Source organism: Streptococcus mitis B6 (assembly GCF_000027165.1).
Taxonomy (GTDB): Bacteria; Bacillota; Bacilli; order Lactobacillales; family Streptococcaceae; genus Streptococcus; species Streptococcus mitis_AR.
Genome location: NC_013853.1, coordinates 1 through 23991, shown reverse-complemented (window position 1 = coordinate 23991; position 23991 = coordinate 1). Strand labels below are relative to the sequence as shown.

Below are 23991 nucleotides of genomic sequence, written 5' to 3'. Positions count from 1 at the left end.
TTATCGATTTTATTATTATATCATGATTCCCAACACAAAAAAAGCCACCGAATGCGGTGACTTTATAGGGAGATTATTATGAAAAAGAAAAGTTTAGGATATTTGTTACAACAAGTTAGGAGGTCTTCTTGTAACTGTCTATAGTATACTCGACCTATCTTAAACAAATCTTAAAAATCTCTTATGACCAAACACTTTCTAAAATATTTGTTTGTTCACGACCAGGACCTACTGAGAAAGTAGAGATACGAACGCCAACCAATTCACTCACACGACGAACATAGTTACGCGCATTCTCAGGAAGATCTTCCAAATTACGAACTCCAGTGATATCTTCTGACCAACCTGGCAACTCTTCATAGATAGGCATGCAGCGTTTCAATTGCTCAAGACTAGCTGGATAGTAGTCAATACGCTGACCATCAAGATCATAGGCAACACAGATCTTCACTGTATCTAAACCACTCAAAACATCGATAGAGTTCAATGAAAGATTAGTAATACCAGAAACACGACGACTATGACGCATCACAACTGAATCAAACCATCCCACACGACGTGGACGACCAGTTGTTGTACCATATTCATGACCGACTTCACGGATACGTTCTCCCACTTCATCAAACAATTCAGTTGGGAAAGGACCATCTCCTACACGACTTGTATAAGCTTTACATACACCTACAACCTTGTCAATCTTACTTGGACCAACACCAGAACCAATTGTTACACCACCAGCTACAGGGTTTGAAGACGTAACAAATGGATAAGTACCTTGGTCGATATCTAGCATAACTCCTTGTGCACCTTCAAAAAGTACACGTTTACCGTTATCAAGCGCATCATTCAAGATTACAGATGTGTCTGTTACATATTTCTTAATTTGTTGACCATATTCGTAATATTCTTCAAAAATATCATCAAAAGCAATAGCTTTACTGTCATACAATTTTTCAAAAAGACGATTCTTTTCAGCAAGGTTACGTTCTAAACGCTCACGGAAAATATCTTTATCTAAAAGATCTGCGATACGAATCCCAACACGAGCAGCCTTGTCCATATAAGCTGGACCAATTCCCTTAATTGTAGTACCAATCTTATTGTCGCCCTTAGCTTCTTCTTGCAAACGGTCTAACTCAATATGATAAGGCAAAATAACATGCGCGCGATCAGAAATACGCAAGTTATCAGTTGTCACACCCTCCTCATGAAGATAGCTCAACTCTTTTACAAGAGATTTAGGATTTACAACCATACCATTCCCAATAACAGAGATTTTTTCAGGGAAGAAAATCCCAGATGGAATCAAGTGCAATTTAAACTTCTTGCCATCAATCACAATCGTGTGACCTGCATTATCACCACCTTGGTAACGTGCAATCACTTCTGCATTCGCTGAAAGGAAGTCTGTAATCTTCCCTTTACCTTCATCACCCCATTGGGTACCTACAACAACAACTGAAGTCATAATCTTGTCTGAGCCCTCAGGCTCTTCCTTTCTCACATACATGGCAGGACTCTCACCTGCAATTATATCTTACAATTTATTATAAGAAAAAATCGCCTTTTTATCAAGAAGAAACAATAGAAAGATTTGCTATTTCCAACTATTAAAAAATGATTTAGAAAAAATTCCGGCTATTTATCATTATTTTCTCACAAAAAGTTAAATTTGTTCGGAAATTAACTCATACTGTCTCAACAAGCAACAAAACCTTGTTTCATTATCAATTTTTCAAGATACAAACGATAAGCAACACGATAATGGTAAACAATAAAATCCCGACGACTCACAATACGATATCGGACAAGATAATAAATCAAAAACTTAAAATGAACATGTTCCCAATCAAAATTATCACCGAAGAACATACCATACTCTTCTTCAATATTTCTATAAAAATCCATCATCTGATCATAAATACTTTGTAGCATAAATATATACTCCTTTTCTTTTTATGACCTTATTCTAACAAAAAATTATAAACAGTTATTATAAAATCCTGAATTGCTCACATACCAACCTCAAAAAGATAACAAATAGGAAAAGTTGACAGAATAGGAACAAATTTACTACCTCAATTTCAAAAACTAAGATAATGGAAGCGGAAGGATGCGAACCCCTCGAAGGAGCGTATTTACAGTCCGTCACGTTTAGCCTCTTCGCTACTCTCGATTAAAGTACTAAAAAGATCTCCTTAAAACTGTGGTACATTGCTCGAAAACGGAGGGCTCTGAAACTTTACTCAGCAAAAAATATCTCACACCAAATAACACAAAATAGATTATTAATTACATAAAAAAAGAGGTCTAAACCTCTTTTTCTTAACTACTCCGCCAGTAGGACTCGAACCTACGACATCATGATTAACAGTCATGCGCTACTACCAACTGAGCTATGGCGGATTAAAGCTAAGCGACTTCCATATCTCACAGGGGGCAACCCCCAACTACTTCCGGCGTTCTAGGGCTTAACTTCTGTGTTCGGCATGGGTACAGGTGTATCTCCTAGGCTATCGTCACTTAACTCTGAGTAATACCTACTCAAAATTGAATATCTATTCAAATCAAGAAAAACCGTTCGCTTTCATATTCTCAGTTACTTTGGATAAGTCCTCGAGCTATTAGTATTAGTCCGCTACATGTGTCGCCACACTTCCACTTCTAACCTATCTACCTGATCATCTCTCAGGGCTCTTACTGATATAAAATCATGGGAAATCTCATCTTGAGGTGGGTTTCACACTTAGATGCTTTCAGCGTTTATCCCTTCCCTACATAGCTACCCAGCGATGCCTTTGGCAAGACAACTGGTACACCAGCGGTAAGTCCACTCTGGTCCTCTCGTACTAGGAGCAGATCCTCTCAAATTTCCTACGCCCGCGACGGATAGGGACCGAACTGTCTCACGACGTTCTGAACCCAGCTCGCGTGCCGCTTTAATGGGCGAACAGCCCAACCCTTGGGACCGACTACAGCCCCAGGATGCGACGAGCCGACATCGAGGTGCCAAACCTCCCCGTCGATGTGAACTCTTGGGGGAGATAAGCCTGTTATCCCCAGGGTAGCTTTTATCCGTTGAGCGATGGCCCTTCCATACGGAACCACCGGATCACTAAGCCCGACTTTCGTCCCTGCTCGAGTTGTAGCTCTCGCAGTCAAGCTCCCTTATACCTTTACACTCTGCGAATGATTTCCAACCATTCTGAGGGAACCTTTGGGCGCCTCCGTTACCTTTTAGGAGGCGACCGCCCCAGTCAAACTGCCCGTCAGACACTGTCTCCGATAGGGATCACCTATCCGGGTTAGAGTGGCCATAACACAAGGGTAGTATCCCAACAACGTCTCCTTCGAAACTGGCGTCCCGATCTCTTAGACTCCTACCTATCCTGTACATGTGGTACAGACACTCAATATCAAACTGCAGTAAAGCTCCATGGGGTCTTTCCGTCCTGTCGCGGGTAACCTGCATCTTCACAGGTACTAAAATTTCACCGAGTCTCTCGTTGAGACAGTGCCCAAATCATTACGCCTTTCGTGCGGGTCGGAACTTACCCGACAAGGAATTTCGCTACCTTAGGACCGTTATAGTTACGGCCGCCGTTTACTGGGGCTTCAATTCATACCTTCGCTTACGCTAAGCACTCCTCTTAACCTTCCAGCACCGGGCAGGCGTCACCCCCTATACATCATCTTACGATTTAGCAGAGAGCTGTGTTTTTGATAAACAGTTGCTTGGGCCTATTCACTGCGGCTGACTTAAAGTCAGCACCCCTTCTCCCGAAGTTACGGGGTCATTTTGCCGAGTTCCTTAACGAGAGTTCTCTCGCTCACCTGAGGCTACTCGCCTCGACTACCTGTGTCGGTTTGCGGTACGGGTAGAGTATGTTTAAACGCTAGAAGCTTTTCTTGGCAGTGTGACATCACTAACTTCGCTACTAAACTTCGCTCCCCATCACAGCTCAATGTTATAGAACTAAGCATTTGACTCAGTTCACACCTCACTGCTTAGACAGACACTTCCAATCGTCTGCTTTAGTTAGCCTACTGCGTCCCTCCATCACTACATACTCTAGTACAGGAATATCAACCTGTTGTCCATCGGATACACCTTTCGGTCTCTCCTTAGGTCCCGACTAACCCAGGGCGGACGAGCCTTCCCCTGGAAACCTTAGTCTTACGGTGGACAGGATTCTCACCTGTCTTTCGCTACTCATACCGGCATTCTCACTTCTATGCATTCCAGCACTCCTCACGGTATACCTTCATCACACATAGAACGCTCTCCTACCATACCTATAAAGGTATCCACAGCTTCGGTAAATTGTTTTAGCCCCGGTACATTTTCGGCGCAGGGTCACTCGACTAGTGAGCTATTACGCACTCTTTGAATGAATAGCTGCTTCTAAGCTAACATCCTAGTTGTCTGTGCAACCCCACATCCTTTTCCACTTAACAATTATTTTGGGACCTTAGCTGGTGGTCTGGGCTGTTTCCCTTTCGACTACGGATCTTAGCACTCGCAGTCTGACTGCCGACCATAATTCATTGGCATTCGGAGTTTATCTGAGATTGGTAATCCGGGATGGACCCCTCACCCAAACAGTGCTCTACCTCCAAGAATCTCTAATGTCGACGCTAGCCCTAAAGCTATTTCGGAGAGAACCAGCTATCTCCAAGTTCGTTTGGAATTTCTCCGCTACCCACAAGTCATCCAAGCACTTTTCAACGTGCCCTGGTTCGGTCCTCCAGTGCGTCTTACCGCACCTTCAACCTGCTCATGGGTAGGTCACATGGTTTCGGGTCTACGTCATGATACTAAGGCGCCCTATTCAGACTCGGTTTCCCTACGGCTCCGTCTCTTCAACTTAACCTCGCATCATAACGTAACTCGCCGGTTCATTCTACAAAAGGCACGCTCTCACCCATTAACGGGCTCGAACTTGTTGTAGGCACACGGTTTCAGGTTCTATTTCACTCCCCTCCCGGGGTGCTTTTCACCTTTCCCTCACGGTACTGGTTCACTATCGGTCACTAGGGAGTATTTAGGGTTGGGAGATGGTCCTCCCAGATTCCGACGGGATTTCACGTGTCCCGCCGTACTCAGGATACTGCTAGGTACAAAGACTATTTTAAATACGAGGCTATTACTCTCTTTGGCTGATCTTCCCAAATCATTCTTCTATAATCTTTGAGTCCACATTGCAGTCCTACAACCCCGAAGAGTAAACTCTTCGGTTTGCCCTCCTGCCGTTTCGCTCGCCGCTACTAAGGCAATCGCTTTTGCTTTCTCTTCCTGCAGCTACTTAGATGTTTCAGTTCACTGCGTCTTCCTCCTCACATCCTTAACAGATGCGGGTAACAGGTAGTACCTGTTGGGTTCCCCCATTCGGAAATCCCTGGATCATCGCTTACTTACAGCTACCCAAGGCATATCGTCGTTTGTCACGTCCTTCTTCGGCTCCTAGTGCCAAGGCATCCACCGTGCGCCCTTATTAACTTAACCTTATTTTTCTGACCTTTCAGTCATAAACTCTTATTAATACTACAGCGTTTTCGGTTTATTTTCTTGTTACTATTTGATATAGATATTCAATTTTCAATGTGCATTACTTGGTGATCTCTCACCAATGGAGCCTAGCGGGATCGAACCGCTGACCTCCTGCGTGCAAAGCAGGCGCTCTCCCAGCTGAGCTAAGGCCCCACAAGACCTCTCAAGACTAAACAAGACCAATGCGCAGTTCCTTTTCCTTAGAAAGGAGGTGATCCAGCCGCACCTTCCGATACGGCTACCTTGTTACGACTTCACCCCAATCATCTATCCCACCTTAGGCGGCTGGCTCCTTACGGTTACCTCACCGACTTCGGGTGTTACAAACTCTCGTGGTGTGACGGGCGGTGTGTACAAGGCCCGGGAACGTATTCACCGCGGCGTGCTGATCCGCGATTACTAGCGATTCCGACTTCATGTAGGCGAGTTGCAGCCTACAATCCGAACTGAGACTGGCTTTAAGAGATTAGCTTGCCGTCACCGGCTTGCGACTCGTTGTACCAGCCATTGTAGCACGTGTGTAGCCCAGGTCATAAGGGGCATGATGATTTGACGTCATCCCCACCTTCCTCCGGTTTATTACCGGCAGTCTCGCTAGAGTGCCCAACTAAATGATGGCAACTAACAATAGGGGTTGCGCTCGTTGCGGGACTTAACCCAACATCTCACGACACGAGCTGACGACAACCATGCACCACCTGTCACCTCTGTCCCGAAGGAAAACTCTATCTCTAGAGCGGTCAGAGGGATGTCAAGACCTGGTAAGGTTCTTCGCGTTGCTTCGAATTAAACCACATGCTCCACCGCTTGTGCGGGCCCCCGTCAATTCCTTTGAGTTTCAACCTTGCGGTCGTACTCCCCAGGCGGAGTGCTTAATGCGTTAGCTGCGGCACTAAACCCCGGAAAGGGTCTAACACCTAGCACTCATCGTTTACGGCGTGGACTACCAGGGTATCTAATCCTGTTTGCTCCCCACGCTTTCGAGCCTCAGCGTCAGTTACAAGCCAGAGAGCCGCTTTCGCCACCGGTGTTCCTCCATATATCTACGCATTTCACCGCTACACATGGAATTCCACTCTCCCCTCTTGCACTCAAGTTAAACAGTTTCCAAAGCGTACTATGGTTAAGCCACAGCCTTTAACTTCAGACTTATCTAACCGCCTGCGCTCGCTTTACGCCCAATAAATCCGGACAACGCTCGGGACCTACGTATTACCGCGGCTGCTGGCACGTAGTTAGCCGTCCCTTTCTGGTAAGATACCGTCACAGTGTGAACTTTCCACTCTCACACTCGTTCTTCTCTTACAACAGAGCTTTACGATCCGAAAACCTTCTTCACTCACGCGGCGTTGCTCGGTCAGACTTCCGTCCATTGCCGAAGATTCCCTACTGCTGCCTCCCGTAGGAGTCTGGGCCGTGTCTCAGTCCCAGTGTGGCCGATCACCCTCTCAGGTCGGCTATGTATCGTCGCCTTGGTGAGCCGTTACCCCACCAACTAGCTAATACAACGCAGGTCCATCTGGTAGTGATGCAATTGCACCTTTTAAGTAAATGTCATGCAACATCTACTCTTATGCGGTATTAGCTATCGTTTCCAATAGTTATCCCCCGCTACCAGGCAGGTTACCTACGCGTTACTCACCCGTTCGCAACTCATCCAGAGAAGCAAGCTCCTCCTTCAGCGTTCTACTTGCATGTATTAGGCACGCCGCCAGCGTTCGTCCTGAGCCAGGATCAAACTCTCATTAAAAGTTTGAGTTCTCACTCATTTCTGTCACTGACAGATTTATTGTTTTTTCATTGTTCAGTACTACAACCTTAGTTGTAGTGCCCTGCACATTGGTTCGTCTTGTTCAGTTTTCAAAGGTCTTTGTCACTTACTTCTCTCAAGTGACAACTATATTAGTATATCACAGTCGCTTTCGCTTGTCAACACTTTTTTGAAACTTTTTTGAACTTTTTTCATCAAGTGTTCCATCCGCAACATACCATAGTCCGTACGGGATTCGAACCCGTGTTACCGCCGTGAAAAGGCGGTGTCTTAACCCCTTGACCAACGGACCAGAGTTGTTTTCAACTCTTACTATTATACAGACTTTTTCAGACTTGTCAACACCTTTTTTTATCTTTTTTTATTTTCGTAACTTCTCAAAGTAACTTCCATCTCTCTCCCAAAACTGGAAGTTAGTCTCAGACGATGAATTATGCTAGAATTAAGTCTGAGACTTTTCGTGAGGAGGCACCTCATGACGAAAAAACAAAAACATCTCACTCTAGAAGACCGTATTGACATCCAAACTGGAATCAGCCAACAGGAGACTTTCCGTTCCATCGCTGAGAAGATGGGGAAAGACCCGTCAACGATTTCAAAGGAAATCAAGCGCAATCGCATCATGCATCCAACATCCGTCAAATCTGATTGCACGGATTGCCCTCTTCTCAAAAAAGCTCCTTATGTCTGTAACAACTGTCCAAAAAAGAGGACGGATTGTGGGTTTAACCGCTATCTTTACTACGCGAAAAAGGCACAGGAGCAGTACGAGACTATGTTGAGGGAATCCAGACAGGGAATTCCCCTAAACAAGGAAAGTTTTTATCAGATGGACAAGGTCTTAACCCAAGGCATCCAGAAGAAACAAAGCATCTACCATATCATTCAGACACATAACCTACCTGTGTCGAAAGCTACGGTGTATCGGCATGCCAAGCTGGGCTATCTGACAGCCAAGCCCATTGATTTCCCTCGGATGGTCACGTTCAAGGAACGCAGAAAATCCAGAAAAGTAGCTATTCCTAAAGAGCTGAAAATTGGGCGGACCTATCAAGATTTCCAAGAGTTACGAGAAACAGATGATTTCTTCAAATGGTTGGAAATGGACACGGTCATCGGCAGACCTGGTGGAAAGCTACTGCTCACCTTCAACGTTTCCTTCTGCAACTTCCTCTTCGCCCTGCTTTTGAACAACAAGACCGCTCTGGAGGTCGCCACTAAATTCGCAGCTTTGAAAGAAAGAGTCATGGACGGAGGGTGTGCGTTCCATCAGCTGTTCCCTGTCATTCTCACAGACAACGGATCTGAGTTCGCCTATGTGGAGGAGCTTGAGCGAGACATTGATGGGAAGTCTCACCTCTACTTCTGCGACCCTAGCCGTCCTGACCAGAAGGGGCGGATTGAGAAGAACCATACGGTTTTGCGAGCCATTCTTCCCAAGGGCACTTCCTTTGACCAGCTGACTCAGAAAGACGTCAATCTAGTCATTTCCCATGTCAATTCCTTGAAACGAGAAGAGTTTCAAGGAAAATCTGCTTACGACATCTTCACCTTCACCTTTGGCGAGGACATCGCTGCTCTTCTGGGTTGCCAATTTGTCAAACCAGAAGACACACACCTATCACCTGATTTATTGAAATAAAGGGAATTTTCCCCTCTAACTACACATCTTATCACCATCGAAAAGTCTCACACTAAACGCTAGCAACTGGAATTTACTCTAAGACGACTCTGTTTTAGGGCTATTTGTCGTGCACTTTTTTCTGAGTCTTTTCGCTTTTGAACCCTTATATATCAAGAAAAAGAAAACCAGTGGAAGTTAGTCTAAGACGGATTTCCACTGATTTCACGCGTTTTTCTCATACTAAAAGCTAGGTTGTGGGAAACTGGAAGTTAGTTTTAGAAGTTACCCTTTTTTTATTTTTTGCATAGCTTCTTACAGAGTACGGATATCAAACTCCTTAAACACAATACGTAAGTCTCTTAATACTCTTTGTCGTCCTCGGAAGCGTTCATGTCTTAAGACGCGTTCTAACTCTTCTTGTTTGTCTTTACTTTGTTTGTTTCTATAATCTCTTAGTGTCTCATGAAAGAGATAATACTCATCTAGCCACAGACCTCCCTCGCTTATACGATGACTAAGCTCACCCACTTCTTCATAGGGTTCTTTTTCATATCTACGCTTCTGGCTTTCTTGTTTACGGATATGGTCTAAAATTCGATTACGGAATTTAGTTTTGAAGTATTTTCGTAAACGAGGAATATCTTCTACTAGCTCTTCTTCTCTACTGATCAATTCATGTAAGCAAATCATTCCCTCTTGGTCCCAATCAGATAACTCCCATAAATGGAGATGATATTCATTTCTACACTTGTACACAATTCCCTGGACTTCTTTATACAATTCTTTAAACATAACGTTCCCCTTTCTAGATACAGTCTAACAAATCAAGAAGATAATTGGGATATTTCACCTATTCTGTCCCCTACACCGTCTCAACTGCACAAAAAGAGAGGACTTGCCTCTCTTAGGGTTATTTATCATCATTCATTTTTGACTTTACTTCATCATAAGATAGTACATGAGATTCCTCTTCTACTGTTTCAGGCATCTTTCCTGTTTCGTAAAGAGATTTAATTTGTGTACTATCCAATGTTTCGTATTTCAATAGTGCTTCTGCAATCAACTTGTGAGTTTCACGATTTGACTGAATAATTTCAGCAGCTTTATTTCGTGCTTCATTTAATAATGAACGAACCTCTTCGTCAATTTCATAAGCTGTTTGTTCTGAAATTGATTTTTGAGGGCTTTGTGCTCCAAACATAGCATGATTACCCTCATATTGTACCGGACCAAGTTTTTCACTCATACCATACTCTGTAACCATTGCACGCGCCATTTGAGTCGCTTGTTCAAAGTCATTTGAAGCTCCTGTCGTTTGGACATTAAAGATAATTTCTTCAGCTACACGTCCACCCATTAAGCCAGCCAATTGCTCTTTCATATCTTCTTTAGATAAAAGCATTTGATCTTCCTTAGGAAGTGCAATCATGTAACCACCTGCACGACCTCTTGGTACAATTGTAACCTTATGAACAACGCGGGCATTCGACAAGACTAGACCAACAATGGTATGTCCTGCCTCATGGTAGGCAACCAATTCACGTTCTTTTTGTGAAACTGTCTTATCTTTCTTAGAAGGACCAGCAATAACTCTATCTTCTGCTTCATCAATATCTGAGGCATCAATTATCGATTTATTGCGACGAGCAGCGACTAAAGCAGCTTCATTCAATACATTCTCTAAATCAGCACCAACAAAACCTGGAGTTTGTTGAGCCACTAATTTTAAATCTACATCTTCTGCTAAAGGCTTGTTCTTAGCATGAACTTTCAAGATTGCTTCGCGACCTTTAACATCAGGACGGCCAACCAATACTTTTCTATCAAAACGTCCTGGACGCAAAAGGGCAGGATCAAGTACATCTGAACGGTTTGTCGCAGCGATGACGATAATTCCTTCATTTCCCTCAAAACCATCCATCTCAATCAAAAGTTGGTTCAAGGTTTGTTCACGTTCGTCATTACCTCCGCCAAGACCAACTCCACGTTGACGTCCAACAGCATCAATTTCATCGATAAAGATAATAGCTGGTGCTGCTTTTTTGGCATCTTCAAAAAGAGAACGAACACGACTAGCTCCAACTCCGACAAACATTTCTACAAAGTCAGAACCTGAAATACTAAAGAATGGAACACCTGCTTCTCCGGCTACTGCCTTAGCAAGCAAAGTTTTACCTGTTCCCGGAGGTCCCTCCAAAAGAACACCTGCTGGAATACGGGCTCCAAGTTTTGTAAATCGTTTTGGATCTTTTAAAAATTCAACAACTTCAACTAGTTCTTGTTTTTCTTCCTCAGCTCCAGCAACATCTGAAAATCTTACTTTAATATCTTCTTTATTTGCAGCTTTAGCCTTACTACGTCCAAAACTCATCGGGTTACGACTATTATTTCCTCCCATATTTCCCATCATCGAGAAGAGGAAGAAGAAGAGGATACCGAATGGCACAATGGATACAAGAATATTAATCCACATACCACTTGAACTTTCATGCTTAACAGTTACTTCCGCTTTATGGTCAGCAGCAAGTTTTTGCAATTCAGATACTGTCGTATCTGAAGGAAGAATGATGCTTGAAAATTTCTCTACTGTTGTAGCAGAAGGAGAAAAGAACTGGATACCTGTTTCTTCTTTACTTGTTTTAGGATTTTTATAGACACCCGAAACTTCGATAACACTACCATTTGGTTGGTAAGTCAATTCTTTTACATTGTCATCGGTAATTTCTTTTACCAATTCTGTATAATTAATTTGCTCACTTTTACCTACAACACTACCTGTATTAAAATACTGGTAAGCTGTAACTAGGAAAAAAATAAGTAATAACCATAGAAAAGGATTTTTAATTAAACCATTATTTTGTTTTTTCATTAAAAATTGTTCTTTCTAATTTGAATACACTTCTTCTTTCAATACTCCAACATAAGGAAGGTTACGATAGTTTTCTTTGTAGTCTAAACCATAACCTACTACAAACTCATTTGGGATAGTAAAACAGGTATAGTCTGCCTCAATTTCTACAACACGTCCTTCTGGTTTATCCAACAAAGTTGCAATGTTAACAGAAGCAGCTTCTCTTTCAATAAACATATCTCGCAAATTCTTCAAAGTTTGACCTGTATCAATGATATCCTCTACAAATAGAACATGTCTTCCTTTGATATCTTGAGTCACATCTTGCTTGATATTGATGACACCACTACTTGCTGTTCCACCATGATAGCTAGAAACCATCATGAAGTCCATTTCAATATGTGTATCGATATGCTTAACCAATTCAGCCATAAAAGGAATAGATCCTTTTAAAATTCCAACTAAGATTGGATTTTTTCCTGCATAGTCCTTAGTTAACTGAGCACCTAATTTTTTAGCAGCTTCTGTAATTTCATCGTGTGAAACGAGGATTTTTTTAATATCGTTTTCTAACATTTTTTTACCTATCTATTTTTTCTATATAAAGTACAGTGTTCATTATATCATTTTTCGTGTTTTTACTCAAATTACTGGTCGCAATTCCCAAAATTGAAACAATTTCACTAAATTGCTCAATAATCAGGGCAGATTTTCGCTTTTCCATAGGGATTTTCAAATCAATAAATAGACGTCTTAGTTTTTTTCTATGCCCATTTTGAATCAAAAAATCTCCTCTTTTTCGATGACGAATGTGTATGGATGTTTCCCGTGAAACAGGTATTCGCTGAATTGATTCACCTTCTAAAGGAAGTCCAAAGGAAAATAAATATCCTTGATAAGATACCTGATTTTGATAGTGTAACACAAGTTCATCTTCCTTTTCATCAGACTGAGGACTGATTTTACAAATCTTAAACCATTGGTACTCTTTTATCAATTCATAGCCATTTTTAAGTAAATTACGATACTGGCTTTTAGATTTTAAAATCTGCCGAACTTCTTCAAACTGAGCTTTTGTGAGATTCAAATCTGGAAAACGATTCAGATAAGTTTGAAGTAAAACTCTTTGTGTAGACTCAGAGTAAGACAATAGCTGCTCTAAATTTTCTACATCAATATTCTTTGATAATTCAGCTATTGCCAAATCATAATCTAAAATTTCATTGCCGAGGCTTAAGATTGCATCTCTAAATCGAGGATTTTCTTTTTCTAATTCTGGTAAATAAGAATTTCGAATACGATTGCGAAAATAATGATTTTTCTTATTTGATATATCTTCAAAGTGAAAAATTGATGGAAAGTCTTTTTTCTGAAAATGCAAGAAGGGCCGAATGATTTCTATCTCTCCTACTACTTGCTTCTCCTTAATTCCTGATAGATAGCGCAAACGAGTACCTCGAATCAATCGCATCAAAATCGTTTCCACCTGATCATCAGCATGGTGGGCAGTGACCAAGGCTGTCGCACCAGTCTTTTTCATGACCTCTTGAAAAAAATCATAACGAAAATGTCGAGCCCGCGCTTCTGAAAATTCTCCTGAAAAATTGCTGATATAAATAGGAAGCTCTGCTTCAGCAGCCAACTTCCTTAATTTCTGTTCTTCCCAATCTGATTCTACTCTCTGCTTATGATTCACATGAGCTAAAATCAGTTCAATTTCTAACTCTTTTTGATAAGTAGACAATACCTTAAATAGAAACATAGAATCTAATCCACCAGAAAGAGCTAACACTACTTTAGCATGCTTTTTGAAATATCCCTTCTTGAGAAAATGATTTAAAAAATCTTGTTCCCTCATTTTAGAACCTCATAAACATCCTTAGCTATCTGAGAAATTGTATCATAATCAGAATTTTTAGTGAAAATAGAAAGAATAAATGGAGAATCTGCATAGACAACACCCGTATCATGCTTAAATTCGTCCGCATCCCCAATTTTATGAGCTACCTTCACAGAAACACCTTTGGCAATTCGCTGATTATCAAAATCTGTTTTAGTCAAAGACTCTAGCACAAATCCATTTTGATTATAAATAGCTTCCATGACCTTCCCAGCCATCTTGGAAGAAATCAATTTTTCTTTTGGATCCCAATCATCTCCCATAATGGCAGACATCTTGGATTTGAATGTGGAATCAGATTGGTTTGAAATATAATAACCCAATATATTATGAGCTACATTATCAGATTCTTTAGATACTTTTGTGATTAAGTCCTTGAGAGAATACTCTTTATTATCCTCTTTTTTAGGAAGACTACCACTTCCCTCTGGTTTATAAGAACCTGGAAAATCATTGACTGATGATACGTATTTTACAGTCGTATCTAACTGATAAAGACCCTCATTTATTTTTTCTTGCGCATAATAGAGATAAGGGAGTTTCAAAACACTAGCTGCATACATCTTTTCATCTTGATTGATACCAGCTTCTTTTCCAGTAGTCAGTTGCTTAACATAAATAGAGAATGAATCCTTCTGATATTTTTCAGATAACATTTCTTGAACTTTACTCATCCGATTATCTTCTTCAGAAGTGGATTCCTTATCTACCCATCCAGCCTGATCAATATGTAAAAATTCTCTTCCTTCTACAAACATTGTCTTGTCAATTGATACTTGCGAATAAGCTGATAAGGATGATTTCACTTCTTTTACATCATAAGGACTATTGTACAGTTTAAAATCAGATTCTAACCATACTTTTTTTATTGTTGGAGTTACCTCTGATTGATCATATAAAAATCGTTTGTCCGCAGCTATAAATTGATGATTTGATAGCTTAAATACCGGAATTCCTTGTTTATTTAAGCGCCACTCAGTTATTTGAAAACTTGTTTTGGGAGTCAATTTTCCAGATTCCACTACTAAATCTTCATTCGCATAAACAGGAACCTCTCCATAAACCATGGGAGAACTTAATTTTTCTCTAAAATAAATACCAAAGTCAGATTGTGAAAGGTAATAAATTTCTTTCGAAGTATAGACGACTTCTTTTTCTGTACTAACAACTTTTGAAATGGTCAAAAAACTTGGTAGCAACAAAATAATTAAGAATTTACGCATTCTTCCTTTCCTTTTCTTCTTGTAAACGCAATAATTGATTTTTATCAGCCAACTCTTCCAGCTTTTCATCTGATAAACTCAAAAATTGCTCAATTACGTCTAGTAAATTTTCCATTTTATCACCTTTGAAGCAAGTCAGGAATCGTATAAACTATTTCCCTCGACTTAGAATAATAGTACTTCGCTCGTGTATATTTGGCAGCATAATCCTCATCTTTCAACTTGGTAGCAAATGCTGTCTCCTTATCCTTTTCATCACTCAAAGTTTGATACTGAGTTTGCAAGTCTGCTAATTGCTGACGTCTTTGGAGTAATTGCTGATAACTCTGCGCTAAATTAAAAGTTGGCAAGATAAATAATAGCATAATCAAAATCAATACCCACCCCATAAAACGATTCCGTTTTTGTCGTTCTTTCATCAGGTAGCGACGACGTTGATATTCATTTTGAATAAAAGAATTATTCAATTGTACGATATTTTTAGACATTTTCTTCTACCCGTGTTTCACTGATAATTTCATACATGCCTGCTGCATCTTCTTTTTTTGTACTATCTTTCATCTCTAGTACTTTGACAAGTAGCAACTTATTGCCAAAACGAATTTCAACTTGGTCATTAACTTTCAAATCCGTTGAACTTTTGGCCAAGATTCCATTCACCTTGATTCTGCCTTTATCTGCTACTTCTTTTGCGACTGTACGACGCTTGATAATTCGCGATACTTTTAAATATTTGTCTAATCTCATCCTTATTACCTCAACTTATTATTGTACCATTTTTATCTATTTTATAGAAGAAAAATATCAAATGGAATTTTCTTTCTTAGACTCTTTTATCTCTAATAAACTTTCTCCAAAAATCAGCAGACCTTCTAAAATTTCATAATCTTTCTTATTTTGGACATCAAATACAAGCTCCATTAACCCCTTATTCTCAGCGATGACTGCTTTTAAGTTCGTTGCGGATAAAGCTTTAAAATAATCTTGAGCTAAAAACAATCGTTGAGTGACTTTTTCAAATTGAACTGTAATTTTATTATCTTTTCTTTCCACACGTTGAACAAAGACCTTGTCCAAATATGACTTGACTAAACCAATCTCTAAAAGATAGGCTACTACATCTGGGTATTCTCCAAAACGATCTATCAACTCCTCTTGTAACTCTTCATAATTGACACGGTTGTCAATTTGACGAATTTTCTTGTAAATTTCAATCTTATGTCGTTGATCAGAAATATAAGTATCAGGAAGATAGGCATCAATTTGCAAAATCAACTCAGCATTCCCTTTGGTTCTTGTGTTAGCATTAGCATTACCGTTTCGTTTAGCAATAGCTTCCTCTAATAACTGCGAATACAATTCAAAACCAACAGAATCAATGAAACCAGACTGGGATTTTCCTAGGAGATTCCCTGCTCCACGAATCGAAAGATCTCGCATAGCAATCTTAAATCCGGATCCCAATTCTGTAAATCCTTTAATCGCTTCTAATCTCTTTTCAGAGACTTCACTAATTGATTTTTCTGGACGATACATGAGATAGGCATAAGCAATACGATTACTACGACCAACTCTTCCTCTTAACTGATACAAGGTTGACAAGCCCATATAATCCGCATTTTCAACAAATAAAGTATTAGCATTTGGAATGTCCACCCCTGTCTCAATAATGGTAGTCGTCACCAAGATATCGTATTGTCCCTCAATAAAGTCTAGTAGAGTATTTTCCAACTGGATTTCACTCATTCGACCATGAACATAACCAACCGAAGCCTCTGGAATCAACTCCTGTAATTCTGAAACCTTCTGGTCAATCGTGTCAACTTTGTTGTAAAGGTAGTAAACTTGACCTCCACGCTCCATTTCACGCAAAACAGCATCACGAATGACACTCTCATTCTTTTCCAAAACATATGTTTGCACTGGATAACGATTAGTCGGCGGAGTTTCAATAACAGACAAATCTCTGATTCCCAGCATAGACATATGGAGGGTACGAGGGATTGGAGTAGCGGTCAAGGTTAGGACATCCACTTGTTTCTTTAACTCTTTCAAAGTTTCCTTATGCTTGACACCAAATCGCTGTTCCTCATCAATAATCATCAAGCCCAAATCAGCAAACACAACATCTTTTGACAAAACACGATGGGTTCCAATCAAAATATCAACTTGACCATTTTTTAATTTTTCAAGTGTTTCAGTCTGCTCTTTTTTACTTTTAAAGCGGCTCAACACATCAATATTAACAGCAAAATTTTGGAATCGTTCCTTAAAATTCGTATAGTGCTGTTGCGCTAAAACTGTCGTAGGAACTAGAACGACAACCTGTTTGTGATCATTGACAGCCTTAAAGGCTGCACGCATTGCAACTTCAGTCTTTCCAAAACCAACATCCCCAACTAAAAGTCGATCCATTGGCTGAGAAGACTGCATATCTCTTTTGATTTCCTCAATACTACGAAGTTGATCATCCGTTTCAACATAAGGGAAGGCATCATCAAAAGCATGTTGATCCTCATCATCAGCTGAAAAAGCATAACCTTTCAACTGACTACGCTCAGAATAGAGTTTAATTAAATCGTCTGCTATATCCTCTACCTGGTTCTTAACTTTTTGCTTGGCTTTTTTAAAATGACCATCATTTAATTTATTGAGTTTTGGAGCTTTCCCATCACTTGAAACATATTTAGACAGTAGATGAATCTGTTCTACTGGGATAGAGATTTTATCTCCACTTTGGTATTGGACACTGACATAATCGCGGTGAATTCCTTTGATTTCAATGGTTTCAATTCCTAGGTATTGACCAATTCCATGAATATGGTGAACAACGTAGTCCCCTTTTTCAAGTTCATTATAATCTTTTAAGCGCTCTGCATTTGAAACATGTTGTCTTCGAAAACGACGTTTTAATTTCTTTTGAAAAATCTCATGTTCAGTGATCACCAGAATTTTTTCATCTACAAAATGAAAACCATGTCTGAGATTGCCCTCGATTAAGTTTACAGATTCTTTACAAATGATTGACTTATTTCTAGAATCCAATTTAATCTGATATTCCTCTAACATATCCTCCAATGCCTTACTTCCCATTGAATTGCTAGACTGCAGAATAATGGTGTAATCCATTTTTTTGTATCTCTCAATTTCTTCTTTTAGAAAAGAAAATTGATTGAAAAACTCCTGCATAGGATATTGATTAAATTGATAAATTTGGTCAAACTTGAGATTTCCTAACCCTTTTTGTAGATTAGAGAAAAAGGTAACCGGACTCTGTTTTTTATAGATTTGCTCTGTATCTGCAAAATACTGCATCTCAGAAAATGCTTTACTATTCTGTAATTCTTCTGTAAAGTATTGTGCTAGTTCTCTTTCAAATATTTCATACTGATTCATCAATTTCTGATAATCATCAAAGAATATTGGTATGTCTTTTTCAATATAATCAAAGACAGTCCATGTCTTTTCATAGCACAAAGATGAAAACTTCCGTGAATCTGAATGTATTTGTTTTTGGTGAAAACTTGAAAGAATTTCTTCTAGATAGGATTTCAAAATCGGTGATAACGTTTTTGAAATTTGTTTTTCTAAAGCTGACTGTCCTCGTTGATAATCCTTTTCTCTCAAAAGTATGTCGCTAGCTGGAAAGATTGTGAGTTCTGTCTTATTTTCTTTCGATAATTGTGTTTCGACTTCAAATGATCTAATACCATCGACTTCATCACCAAAAAACTCAATTCGGTAAGGTTCTAACTGGGATATTTCAAAAATATCTAAAATATCTCCTCGCAGACTAAATTCGCCTTGAGTTTGTACTTGCGTAACTTTTCGATAGCCAATTTCCTTTAACTGATGCATAAGTGCGTTTTGGTCATATTCTTCACCAACTACAATTTTTATAATGCTTTCTTTAAATCCAGTCGGAGAAGGTAAAAACAATCGACTTGCTGCGATATTACAAACTAAAATCCCTCTCTTAGATGAATCAGTCAAAAAACGTAAGGCTTCAACCCGTGAGATGATTTTTTCTTGTGAAGACATCAAAAACTCGACCATAGGGGAATCATCTACCAAAAATGGATAAACAAGTTCCTCACCCAAGATAGAGATAAGATCACTAACAAGTCCTTCTGCTTCTCCATAAGTGGACGTCAATAACACAATCTTATCTTCTTTTTCTAGACTACTTGCAATTGCAAGAGCTTTAGTAGACGTTGATAAACCAAGTATTAGTTGTCTTTTCTTATCTGTTAAACTTTGATGCCATTTTTTTATCTGATCATTTTCTGAGAATAAATCTAATAAGGTCACCATTTATCCGTTATACCTCTGCATCGTTTTTTCAAAGTTTTTCTCTTGTAAATAGTAGTTTACAGAATCGTCAACTTTGTCAATAGACTGTAAAATACCGATATAATCATCCTTGTCAAATGTACTCAAAACATGATGAACAACCGACATGCCATTTTTAGGTCTTCCGATTCCAATCTTAACACGATTAAAGGTCTGAGTCCCTATATGTTGAATAATAGACTTGATACCATTATGACCACCTGCTGATCCTTTTACTCTTAAACGAATCTTTCCAACTTCCATGTCAAGATCGTCGTAAATGACGAGTAAATCTTCAATATCCAAACCATAGTAAGTCAATAAAGCATGAACTGCTTTTCCACTTTCATTCATAAATGTCGTTGGTTTGACAAGATAAATTTTTTCTCCATTTAGGAAAAAGGATGCTAGGTCAGTTTGAAATATCTTATCATGTGTAAAAGTGACATTCTGTTTCTTCGCTAGTTGGTCAATCAACATAAATCCAACATTGTGTTTTGTTTCAAAATATTTATCCCCTGGATTTCCTAATCCTACAAGTAATTTGGTCATTTATTTTTCCTTTCAAAAGCCAAAAGGGTTGGAATTTTTTTCCAACCTAATTGACACTATTTATTAAATTTTTAGACATTAAAGCGGAATTCCATGATATCTCCGTCTTGGACGATATATTCTTTACCTTCTTCACGCAAACGTCCAGCTTCTTTTACGGCCTTTTCAGATCCATATTTCACCAAATCATCGTATGACATGGTTACTGCACGAATAAAGCCTTTTTCAAAGTCTGAGTGGATAATACCAGCTGCTTGAGGAGCCTTCATACCACGTTTGAAGGTCCAAGCGCGAACTTCTTTTTCACCAGCTGTGAAGTAAGTTCCCAGTCCAAGTAAGTGGTAAGCTGCACGAGTCAACTTGTCAACGCCTGATTCTGTCAAACCAAGTGCTTCAAGAAACTCTTGCTTGTCTTCATCGTCTAACTCAGAAATTTCTTCCTCAGCACGCGCAGAAATAACAACTACTTCAGCATTTTCTGTCGCTGCAAATTCACGAATTTGTTTAACATAGTCGATAGAGTCAGGTTCTGAAACCACATCCTCGTCCACATTAGCAACATAGAGCACTGGTTTAGTCGTCAAAAGGAAGAGACCTTTGACAACTTTTTGTTCTTCATCTGTAAACTCGATTGTACGAGCTGATTTCCCATCTTCAAGGACTGGTTTAATCTTTTGAAGAACATTAAACTCGGCTACTGATTCTTTATCTTTTTGCGTACGTGCCATCTTTTCTACACGCGCATAACGTTTATTAACCGATTCTAAGTCAGCAAGAATCAATTCCAGGTTAATGGTGTCAATATCTGCAAGTGGATCCACAAAGGCATCTTCACGTCCTTGCTCGCGCATCACATTTTCATCATCAAAAGCACGAACTACGTGAACAATCGCATCTACTTCACGGATATTGGCCAAGAATTTATTACCTAACCCTTCTCCTTTTGAAGCTCCTTTTACAATTCCTGCGATATCTGTAAATTCAAATGTTGTTGGAACTGTCTTTTTAGGAGTAATCATTTCAGTTAGTTTTTGTAGGCGTTCATCTGGAACTTCTACCATTCCAACGTTTGGATCAATCGTCGCAAATGGGTAGTTTGCTGCCTCTGCTCCTGCTTTTGTAATTGCATTAAATAGTGTTGATTTACCAACGTTTGGCAAACCAACGATACCTGCTGTTAAAGCCATATTTTCTCATTCTCCCTTTTCATTTCAATCCCTAATATTATAACACAAAAAGGGAAAACTTGCTAACACTCTAACTAAGGGTTCTCAGTCAATAATTTTATTCATTTTTCGATCAAAATCATAGCGCCCCATCATGACAACATGGTCACAATTGCTACATTTGATTTTGATATCTGCTCCTACACGTGTAATTTCCCAACGATTAGCTTTTTTTCCTGTTGACTTGATTGTGCAAGCATGTGGTTTTTTCATTTCAACAAAATTTCCAACTTGATACATACTACTCTCCTTTTCTTTTTCGATTATATCATAAAAGAGGCGAGCTAGGCTCAACCTCTTTCACTTAATTTGTACGAACTGGTGTAATGAGCTGCATGAAGTCCTCATCAGTGTCTGCTGGCACAAGAGTAAATGGACGAACAGCTGAAATAAAACTAATGGTCACTTTTTCGCTATTTAAAGCTTTAAGAGAATCAATCAAGTAAGTTGGGTTGAAACTAATAGTCAAATCTTCACCAATCACCTGATCAGTATCGATTTCTTCGTTTACTTTACCAACTTCTGGAGAATGAACATGAGCGCTAACAATACCACCTTTAATTTCAAGCTTCACAGTACCATTTTGAGTCGCACTTGATAAAAGACGAGCACGCTCCATTGACTGGCGTAGGTTTATCACATCAAAAGTAATAGTAGTATTAAAGTCTGTTGGAATCAAACGATCTGTATCAGGGTAGTTTCCTTCTAACAAACGTGTATAGAAGCTAATATTTTCGCTTCTAAAGAGGATTTGATTGTTGGCAAAGAAAATCTCTACAGTTTCAATATCATCTGTAAATACTGCTGAAAATTCGCGTAGAGAACGGCTAGGAATCACGACATCAAAATCATCACTATTTTTTTCAAGAGTCAATTTTTTCTGGCTTAGACGATGAGAGTCTGTTGCAACTGTTTTTAGCTCCTTGTGTTGGCTCAATACAAAATGAACACCTGTTAAAATTGGACGACTTTCTTGTATACTTGCAGCAAATGCTGTTTCATTGATAATTTTCTTGAGTAATTTTGTTTCAAGAACCAAAGGAGTACTAACTGAAATTTCTTGGATTCGTGGATATTGTTCGCTATCTTTTCCTTTTAGGGTAATTTCTGATTTGCCGCTGGTTAAAACAATTTGATTTTGTTCAATTTCTTTAAAATCAAGAGTCACATCAGGTAGACTAGATACTACATTGATAAAGAAAGAAGCTTCAAGAAGAATCGAACCTAAAGAAGTAATTAACAAACCAGCATCTTCATTTTTTTGAGAAATAAAATTTTCAATTGAAATCTGACCATTTGAACCAATTAAAGTAACACCTTCGTTGGTCACGTCAATTTTGATGGTTGATAAAATAGGAATGGCATTTTTAGAACTAATAGCTCTCTTAGTTGTATTCAATGCTTGTAGAAATAAATTTTTATTAATTGAAAAATGAATCATGGATTCTCCTTTATTTATTTTTAGTATTAGAAGGATAATAGTAATAATAGAGTCTGTGAAATCTGTGGAAAACAGATTTTAAACAAGTAATATCAAGTTCTTTCGCTTGTTTAAAAAATGTGGATAAAAAAGATAAAAAAGTAAAAGTTATCCACAAGTTATTTAATTTTCTTTTTGATTGATTCAATTTCTAAACGTAAATTATCGTCCTCATCAATCAAAGATTTAATTTTGGCATGGGCATGAATGACTGTTGTGTGGTCTTTTCCACCAAATTCCTTCCCAATTTTTGGAAGACTATTATCTGTTAGTTCTCTAGATAAATACATGGCTACTTGACGGGCTAACACAATGTTTTGAAGTCGTCTGCTTCCCTTCATTTCTTTGACGCTGACACCATAAAAGTTACCAACTTCATTTTGGATTTTATCAATTGGGATGACGAGCATTTGGTTAACATCTTGTTTACGTGCTCGAATAGCCTCCGCAGCGATATCGATTGTGATATCCTTAATCTTCTTCACTCGGGCAATTAAAGTGATGTCGTTGATTGCTCCTTCAAGTTCTCGGACGTTTGAATCAAATTGACCAGCCAGGTATTCTAGGGTATCACTTTGGAAATGGTAGTCTAAATGCTCTGTTTTACTTTGTAAAATGGCGATACGTGTTTCAAAGTCAGGTGGTGTGATGTTTTGCGTCAAGCCCCAGCTAAAGCGCGTGACAAGCCTTTCTTCAAGGCCCTCTAAGTGTTTAGGACTACGATCACTAGTCAGAACAATTTGTTTTTGATTGTTATGGAGAACATTGAAAGTATTGAAAAATTCTTCCTGAGTTGCAACTTTTTTTCCACTCAGCGATTGAATATCATCAATTAACAAGAGATCGAGACTACGATAGGTCTTTTTGAACTTATCCATTTCACCCAGTCTCAGATGTTCAAGAAAGTCATTTATAAAGCTTTCAGCAGGAATGTATTTAACACGCGCATCAGGAATATTTTTCAAAATCTCATTCCCAATTGCATTGAGTAAGTGAGTCTTCCCAAGCCCAGGTCCTCCATAGATAAAAAGAGGATTATAGGTCAAGGCCAAATCTTCAGAGACAGCCAAAGCGGCTGATACTGCCCAAACATTTCCATCCCCTTGAATAAAATTATCAAAGGTATATTTTTCTTTTAATCCAGTATCCGAATAAGGAATAGATGCTAACTTTGGACTATAGTCATAAAGAGTTGAATTTGGAGCATCTTCAACTTGTGAGACAGTAGTATCTTGAGGTTTGATGAAAATATAGTGGGGAGTTATTTCAGCATCATAAATTTCAAATCCAGCAACTACAATAATATCTTTTAGTTGTTTTTTCCAGACCATTTCCATTTCAGATCGTGGTAAAAATATAGTGGCAACATTTTCCTCTACCTTGATGAGTTCAGCTTGAATAGCATAGAAATCATACATGGATCGAGTCAGTCTTTCTTGTGCAAATTCTAATATACGATTCCAAAATTGTTTTTCTTTCAA

17 protein-coding genes, 3 tRNA genes and 3 rRNA genes are annotated in these 23991 nt (G+C 39.1%); 1 reads left to right on the top strand and 22 read right to left on the bottom strand.

The window, feature by feature from the left end:
- Positions 1-181: 181 nt before the first annotated feature.
- The 8 genes from SMI_RS00110 to SMI_RS00075 form a co-directional block, all read right to left on the bottom strand.
- On the bottom strand, positions 182-1468 hold the full coding sequence (locus tag SMI_RS00110; RefSeq protein WP_012972411.1) for an adenylosuccinate synthase: 1287 nt from the start codon (positions 1466-1468) through the stop codon (positions 182-184).
- Positions 1469-1698: 230 nt separating this feature from the next.
- On the bottom strand, positions 1699-1935 hold the full coding sequence (gene comW / locus SMI_RS00105; RefSeq protein ID WP_000941921.1) for a sigma(X)-activator ComW: 237 nt from the start codon (positions 1933-1935) through the stop codon (positions 1699-1701).
- 397 nt (positions 1936-2332) lie between these two features.
- Positions 2333-2406 (bottom strand) — tRNA-Asn (locus SMI_RS00100).
- Positions 2407-2411: 5 nt separating this feature from the next.
- A 5S ribosomal RNA gene (rrf, locus tag SMI_RS00095) occupies positions 2412-2527 on the bottom strand.
- Between the two features lie 77 nt (positions 2528-2604).
- Positions 2605-5506 (bottom strand): 23S ribosomal RNA (locus tag SMI_RS00090).
- A gap of 125 nt (positions 5507-5631) precedes the next feature.
- A tRNA-Ala gene (locus tag SMI_RS00085) sits at positions 5632-5704 on the bottom strand.
- A 51-nt stretch (positions 5705-5755) separates the two neighbouring features.
- Positions 5756-7301, bottom strand: a 16S ribosomal RNA gene (locus SMI_RS00080).
- Together the 16S, 23S and 5S rRNA genes with 3 tRNA genes alongside form the textbook arrangement of a ribosomal RNA operon.
- 241 nt (positions 7302-7542) lie before the next feature.
- Positions 7543-7614 (bottom strand) — tRNA-Glu (locus SMI_RS00075).
- Between the two features lie 183 nt (positions 7615-7797).
- Between SMI_RS00075 and SMI_RS00070 the strand changes: the two genes are divergently transcribed.
- On the top strand, positions 7798-8964 hold the full coding sequence (locus tag SMI_RS00070) for an IS30-like element ISSmi1 family transposase (RefSeq protein WP_000163009.1): 1167 nt from the start codon (positions 7798-7800) through the stop codon (positions 8962-8964).
- Between the two features lie 294 nt (positions 8965-9258).
- On the opposite strand, the gene SMI_RS00065 is transcribed toward SMI_RS00070, so the two are convergent.
- The 14 genes from SMI_RS00065 to dnaA all read right to left on the bottom strand — a co-directional run bounded on the left by SMI_RS00065 (position 9259) and on the right by dnaA (position 23991).
- On the bottom strand, positions 9259-9738 hold the full coding sequence (locus SMI_RS00065) for a transcriptional regulator (RefSeq protein WP_000471943.1): 480 nt from the start codon (positions 9736-9738) through the stop codon (positions 9259-9261).
- 118 nt (positions 9739-9856) lie between these two features.
- A complete protein-coding gene (gene ftsH / locus SMI_RS00060) occupies positions 9857-11815 on the bottom strand; it encodes an ATP-dependent zinc metalloprotease FtsH (protein WP_000744562.1) in 1959 nt (652 codons plus the stop codon).
- Between the two features lie 15 nt (positions 11816-11830).
- Positions 11831-12373 (bottom strand): hypoxanthine phosphoribosyltransferase, encoded by a 543-nt coding sequence (gene hpt, locus SMI_RS00055; protein ID WP_000892177.1) that lies wholly within the window; start codon positions 12371-12373, stop codon positions 11831-11833.
- A 4-nt stretch (positions 12374-12377) separates the two neighbouring features.
- Positions 12378-13655 (bottom strand): tRNA lysidine(34) synthetase TilS, encoded by a 1278-nt coding sequence (gene tilS, locus SMI_RS00050; RefSeq protein ID WP_001209053.1) that lies wholly within the window; start codon positions 13653-13655, stop codon positions 12378-12380.
- Positions 13652-14920 carry a serine hydrolase gene (locus SMI_RS00045; protein ID WP_001224761.1) on the bottom strand — a complete coding sequence of 423 codons (1269 nt, stop codon included), beginning with the start codon at positions 14918-14920 and terminating at the stop codon, positions 13652-13654. Before SMI_RS00045 ends, tilS begins: the two co-directional genes overlap by 4 nt.
- Complete coding sequence (locus SMI_RS10895; protein WP_000429334.1) at positions 14913-15035, bottom strand: SP_0009 family protein; 123 nt, start codon at positions 15033-15035, stop codon at positions 14913-14915. The genes SMI_RS00045 and SMI_RS10895 overlap by 8 nt, the downstream gene beginning before the upstream one ends.
- A 4-nt stretch (positions 15036-15039) precedes the next feature.
- Positions 15040-15408: a septum formation initiator family protein gene (locus SMI_RS00040; RefSeq protein ID WP_000041912.1), complete on the bottom strand. Its 369-nt coding sequence runs from the start codon at positions 15406-15408 to the stop codon at positions 15040-15042.
- Positions 15401-15667 carry an RNA-binding S4 domain-containing protein gene (locus SMI_RS00035; RefSeq protein ID WP_001234978.1) on the bottom strand — a complete coding sequence of 89 codons (267 nt, stop codon included), beginning with the start codon at positions 15665-15667 and terminating at the stop codon, positions 15401-15403. The genes SMI_RS00040 and SMI_RS00035 overlap by 8 nt, the downstream gene beginning before the upstream one ends.
- A 57-nt stretch (positions 15668-15724) precedes the next feature.
- Positions 15725-19234: a transcription-repair coupling factor gene (gene mfd / locus SMI_RS00030; protein ID WP_000258129.1), complete on the bottom strand. Its 3510-nt coding sequence runs from the start codon at positions 19232-19234 to the stop codon at positions 15725-15727.
- On the bottom strand, positions 19235-19804 hold the full coding sequence (gene pth, locus SMI_RS00025; RefSeq protein ID WP_000163947.1) for an aminoacyl-tRNA hydrolase: 570 nt from the start codon (positions 19802-19804) through the stop codon (positions 19235-19237). It lies immediately after the preceding gene.
- A gap of 71 nt (positions 19805-19875) precedes the next feature.
- Entirely contained in the window at positions 19876-20991 is a 1116-nt protein-coding gene (gene ychF / locus SMI_RS00020; protein WP_001218712.1) for a redox-regulated ATPase YchF, read from the bottom strand.
- Between the two features lie 84 nt (positions 20992-21075).
- Positions 21076-21270 (bottom strand): DUF951 domain-containing protein, encoded by a 195-nt coding sequence (locus tag SMI_RS00015; RefSeq protein ID WP_000285186.1) that lies wholly within the window; start codon positions 21268-21270, stop codon positions 21076-21078.
- Between the two features lie 64 nt (positions 21271-21334).
- Positions 21335-22471, bottom strand: coding sequence for a DNA polymerase III subunit beta (gene dnaN, locus SMI_RS00010; protein ID WP_000581152.1), 1137 nt, complete (start codon positions 22469-22471; stop codon positions 21335-21337).
- A 158-nt stretch (positions 22472-22629) separates the two neighbouring features.
- Positions 22630-23991: a chromosomal replication initiator protein DnaA gene (dnaA, locus tag SMI_RS00005; protein ID WP_012972409.1), complete on the bottom strand. Its 1362-nt coding sequence runs from the start codon at positions 23989-23991 to the stop codon at positions 22630-22632.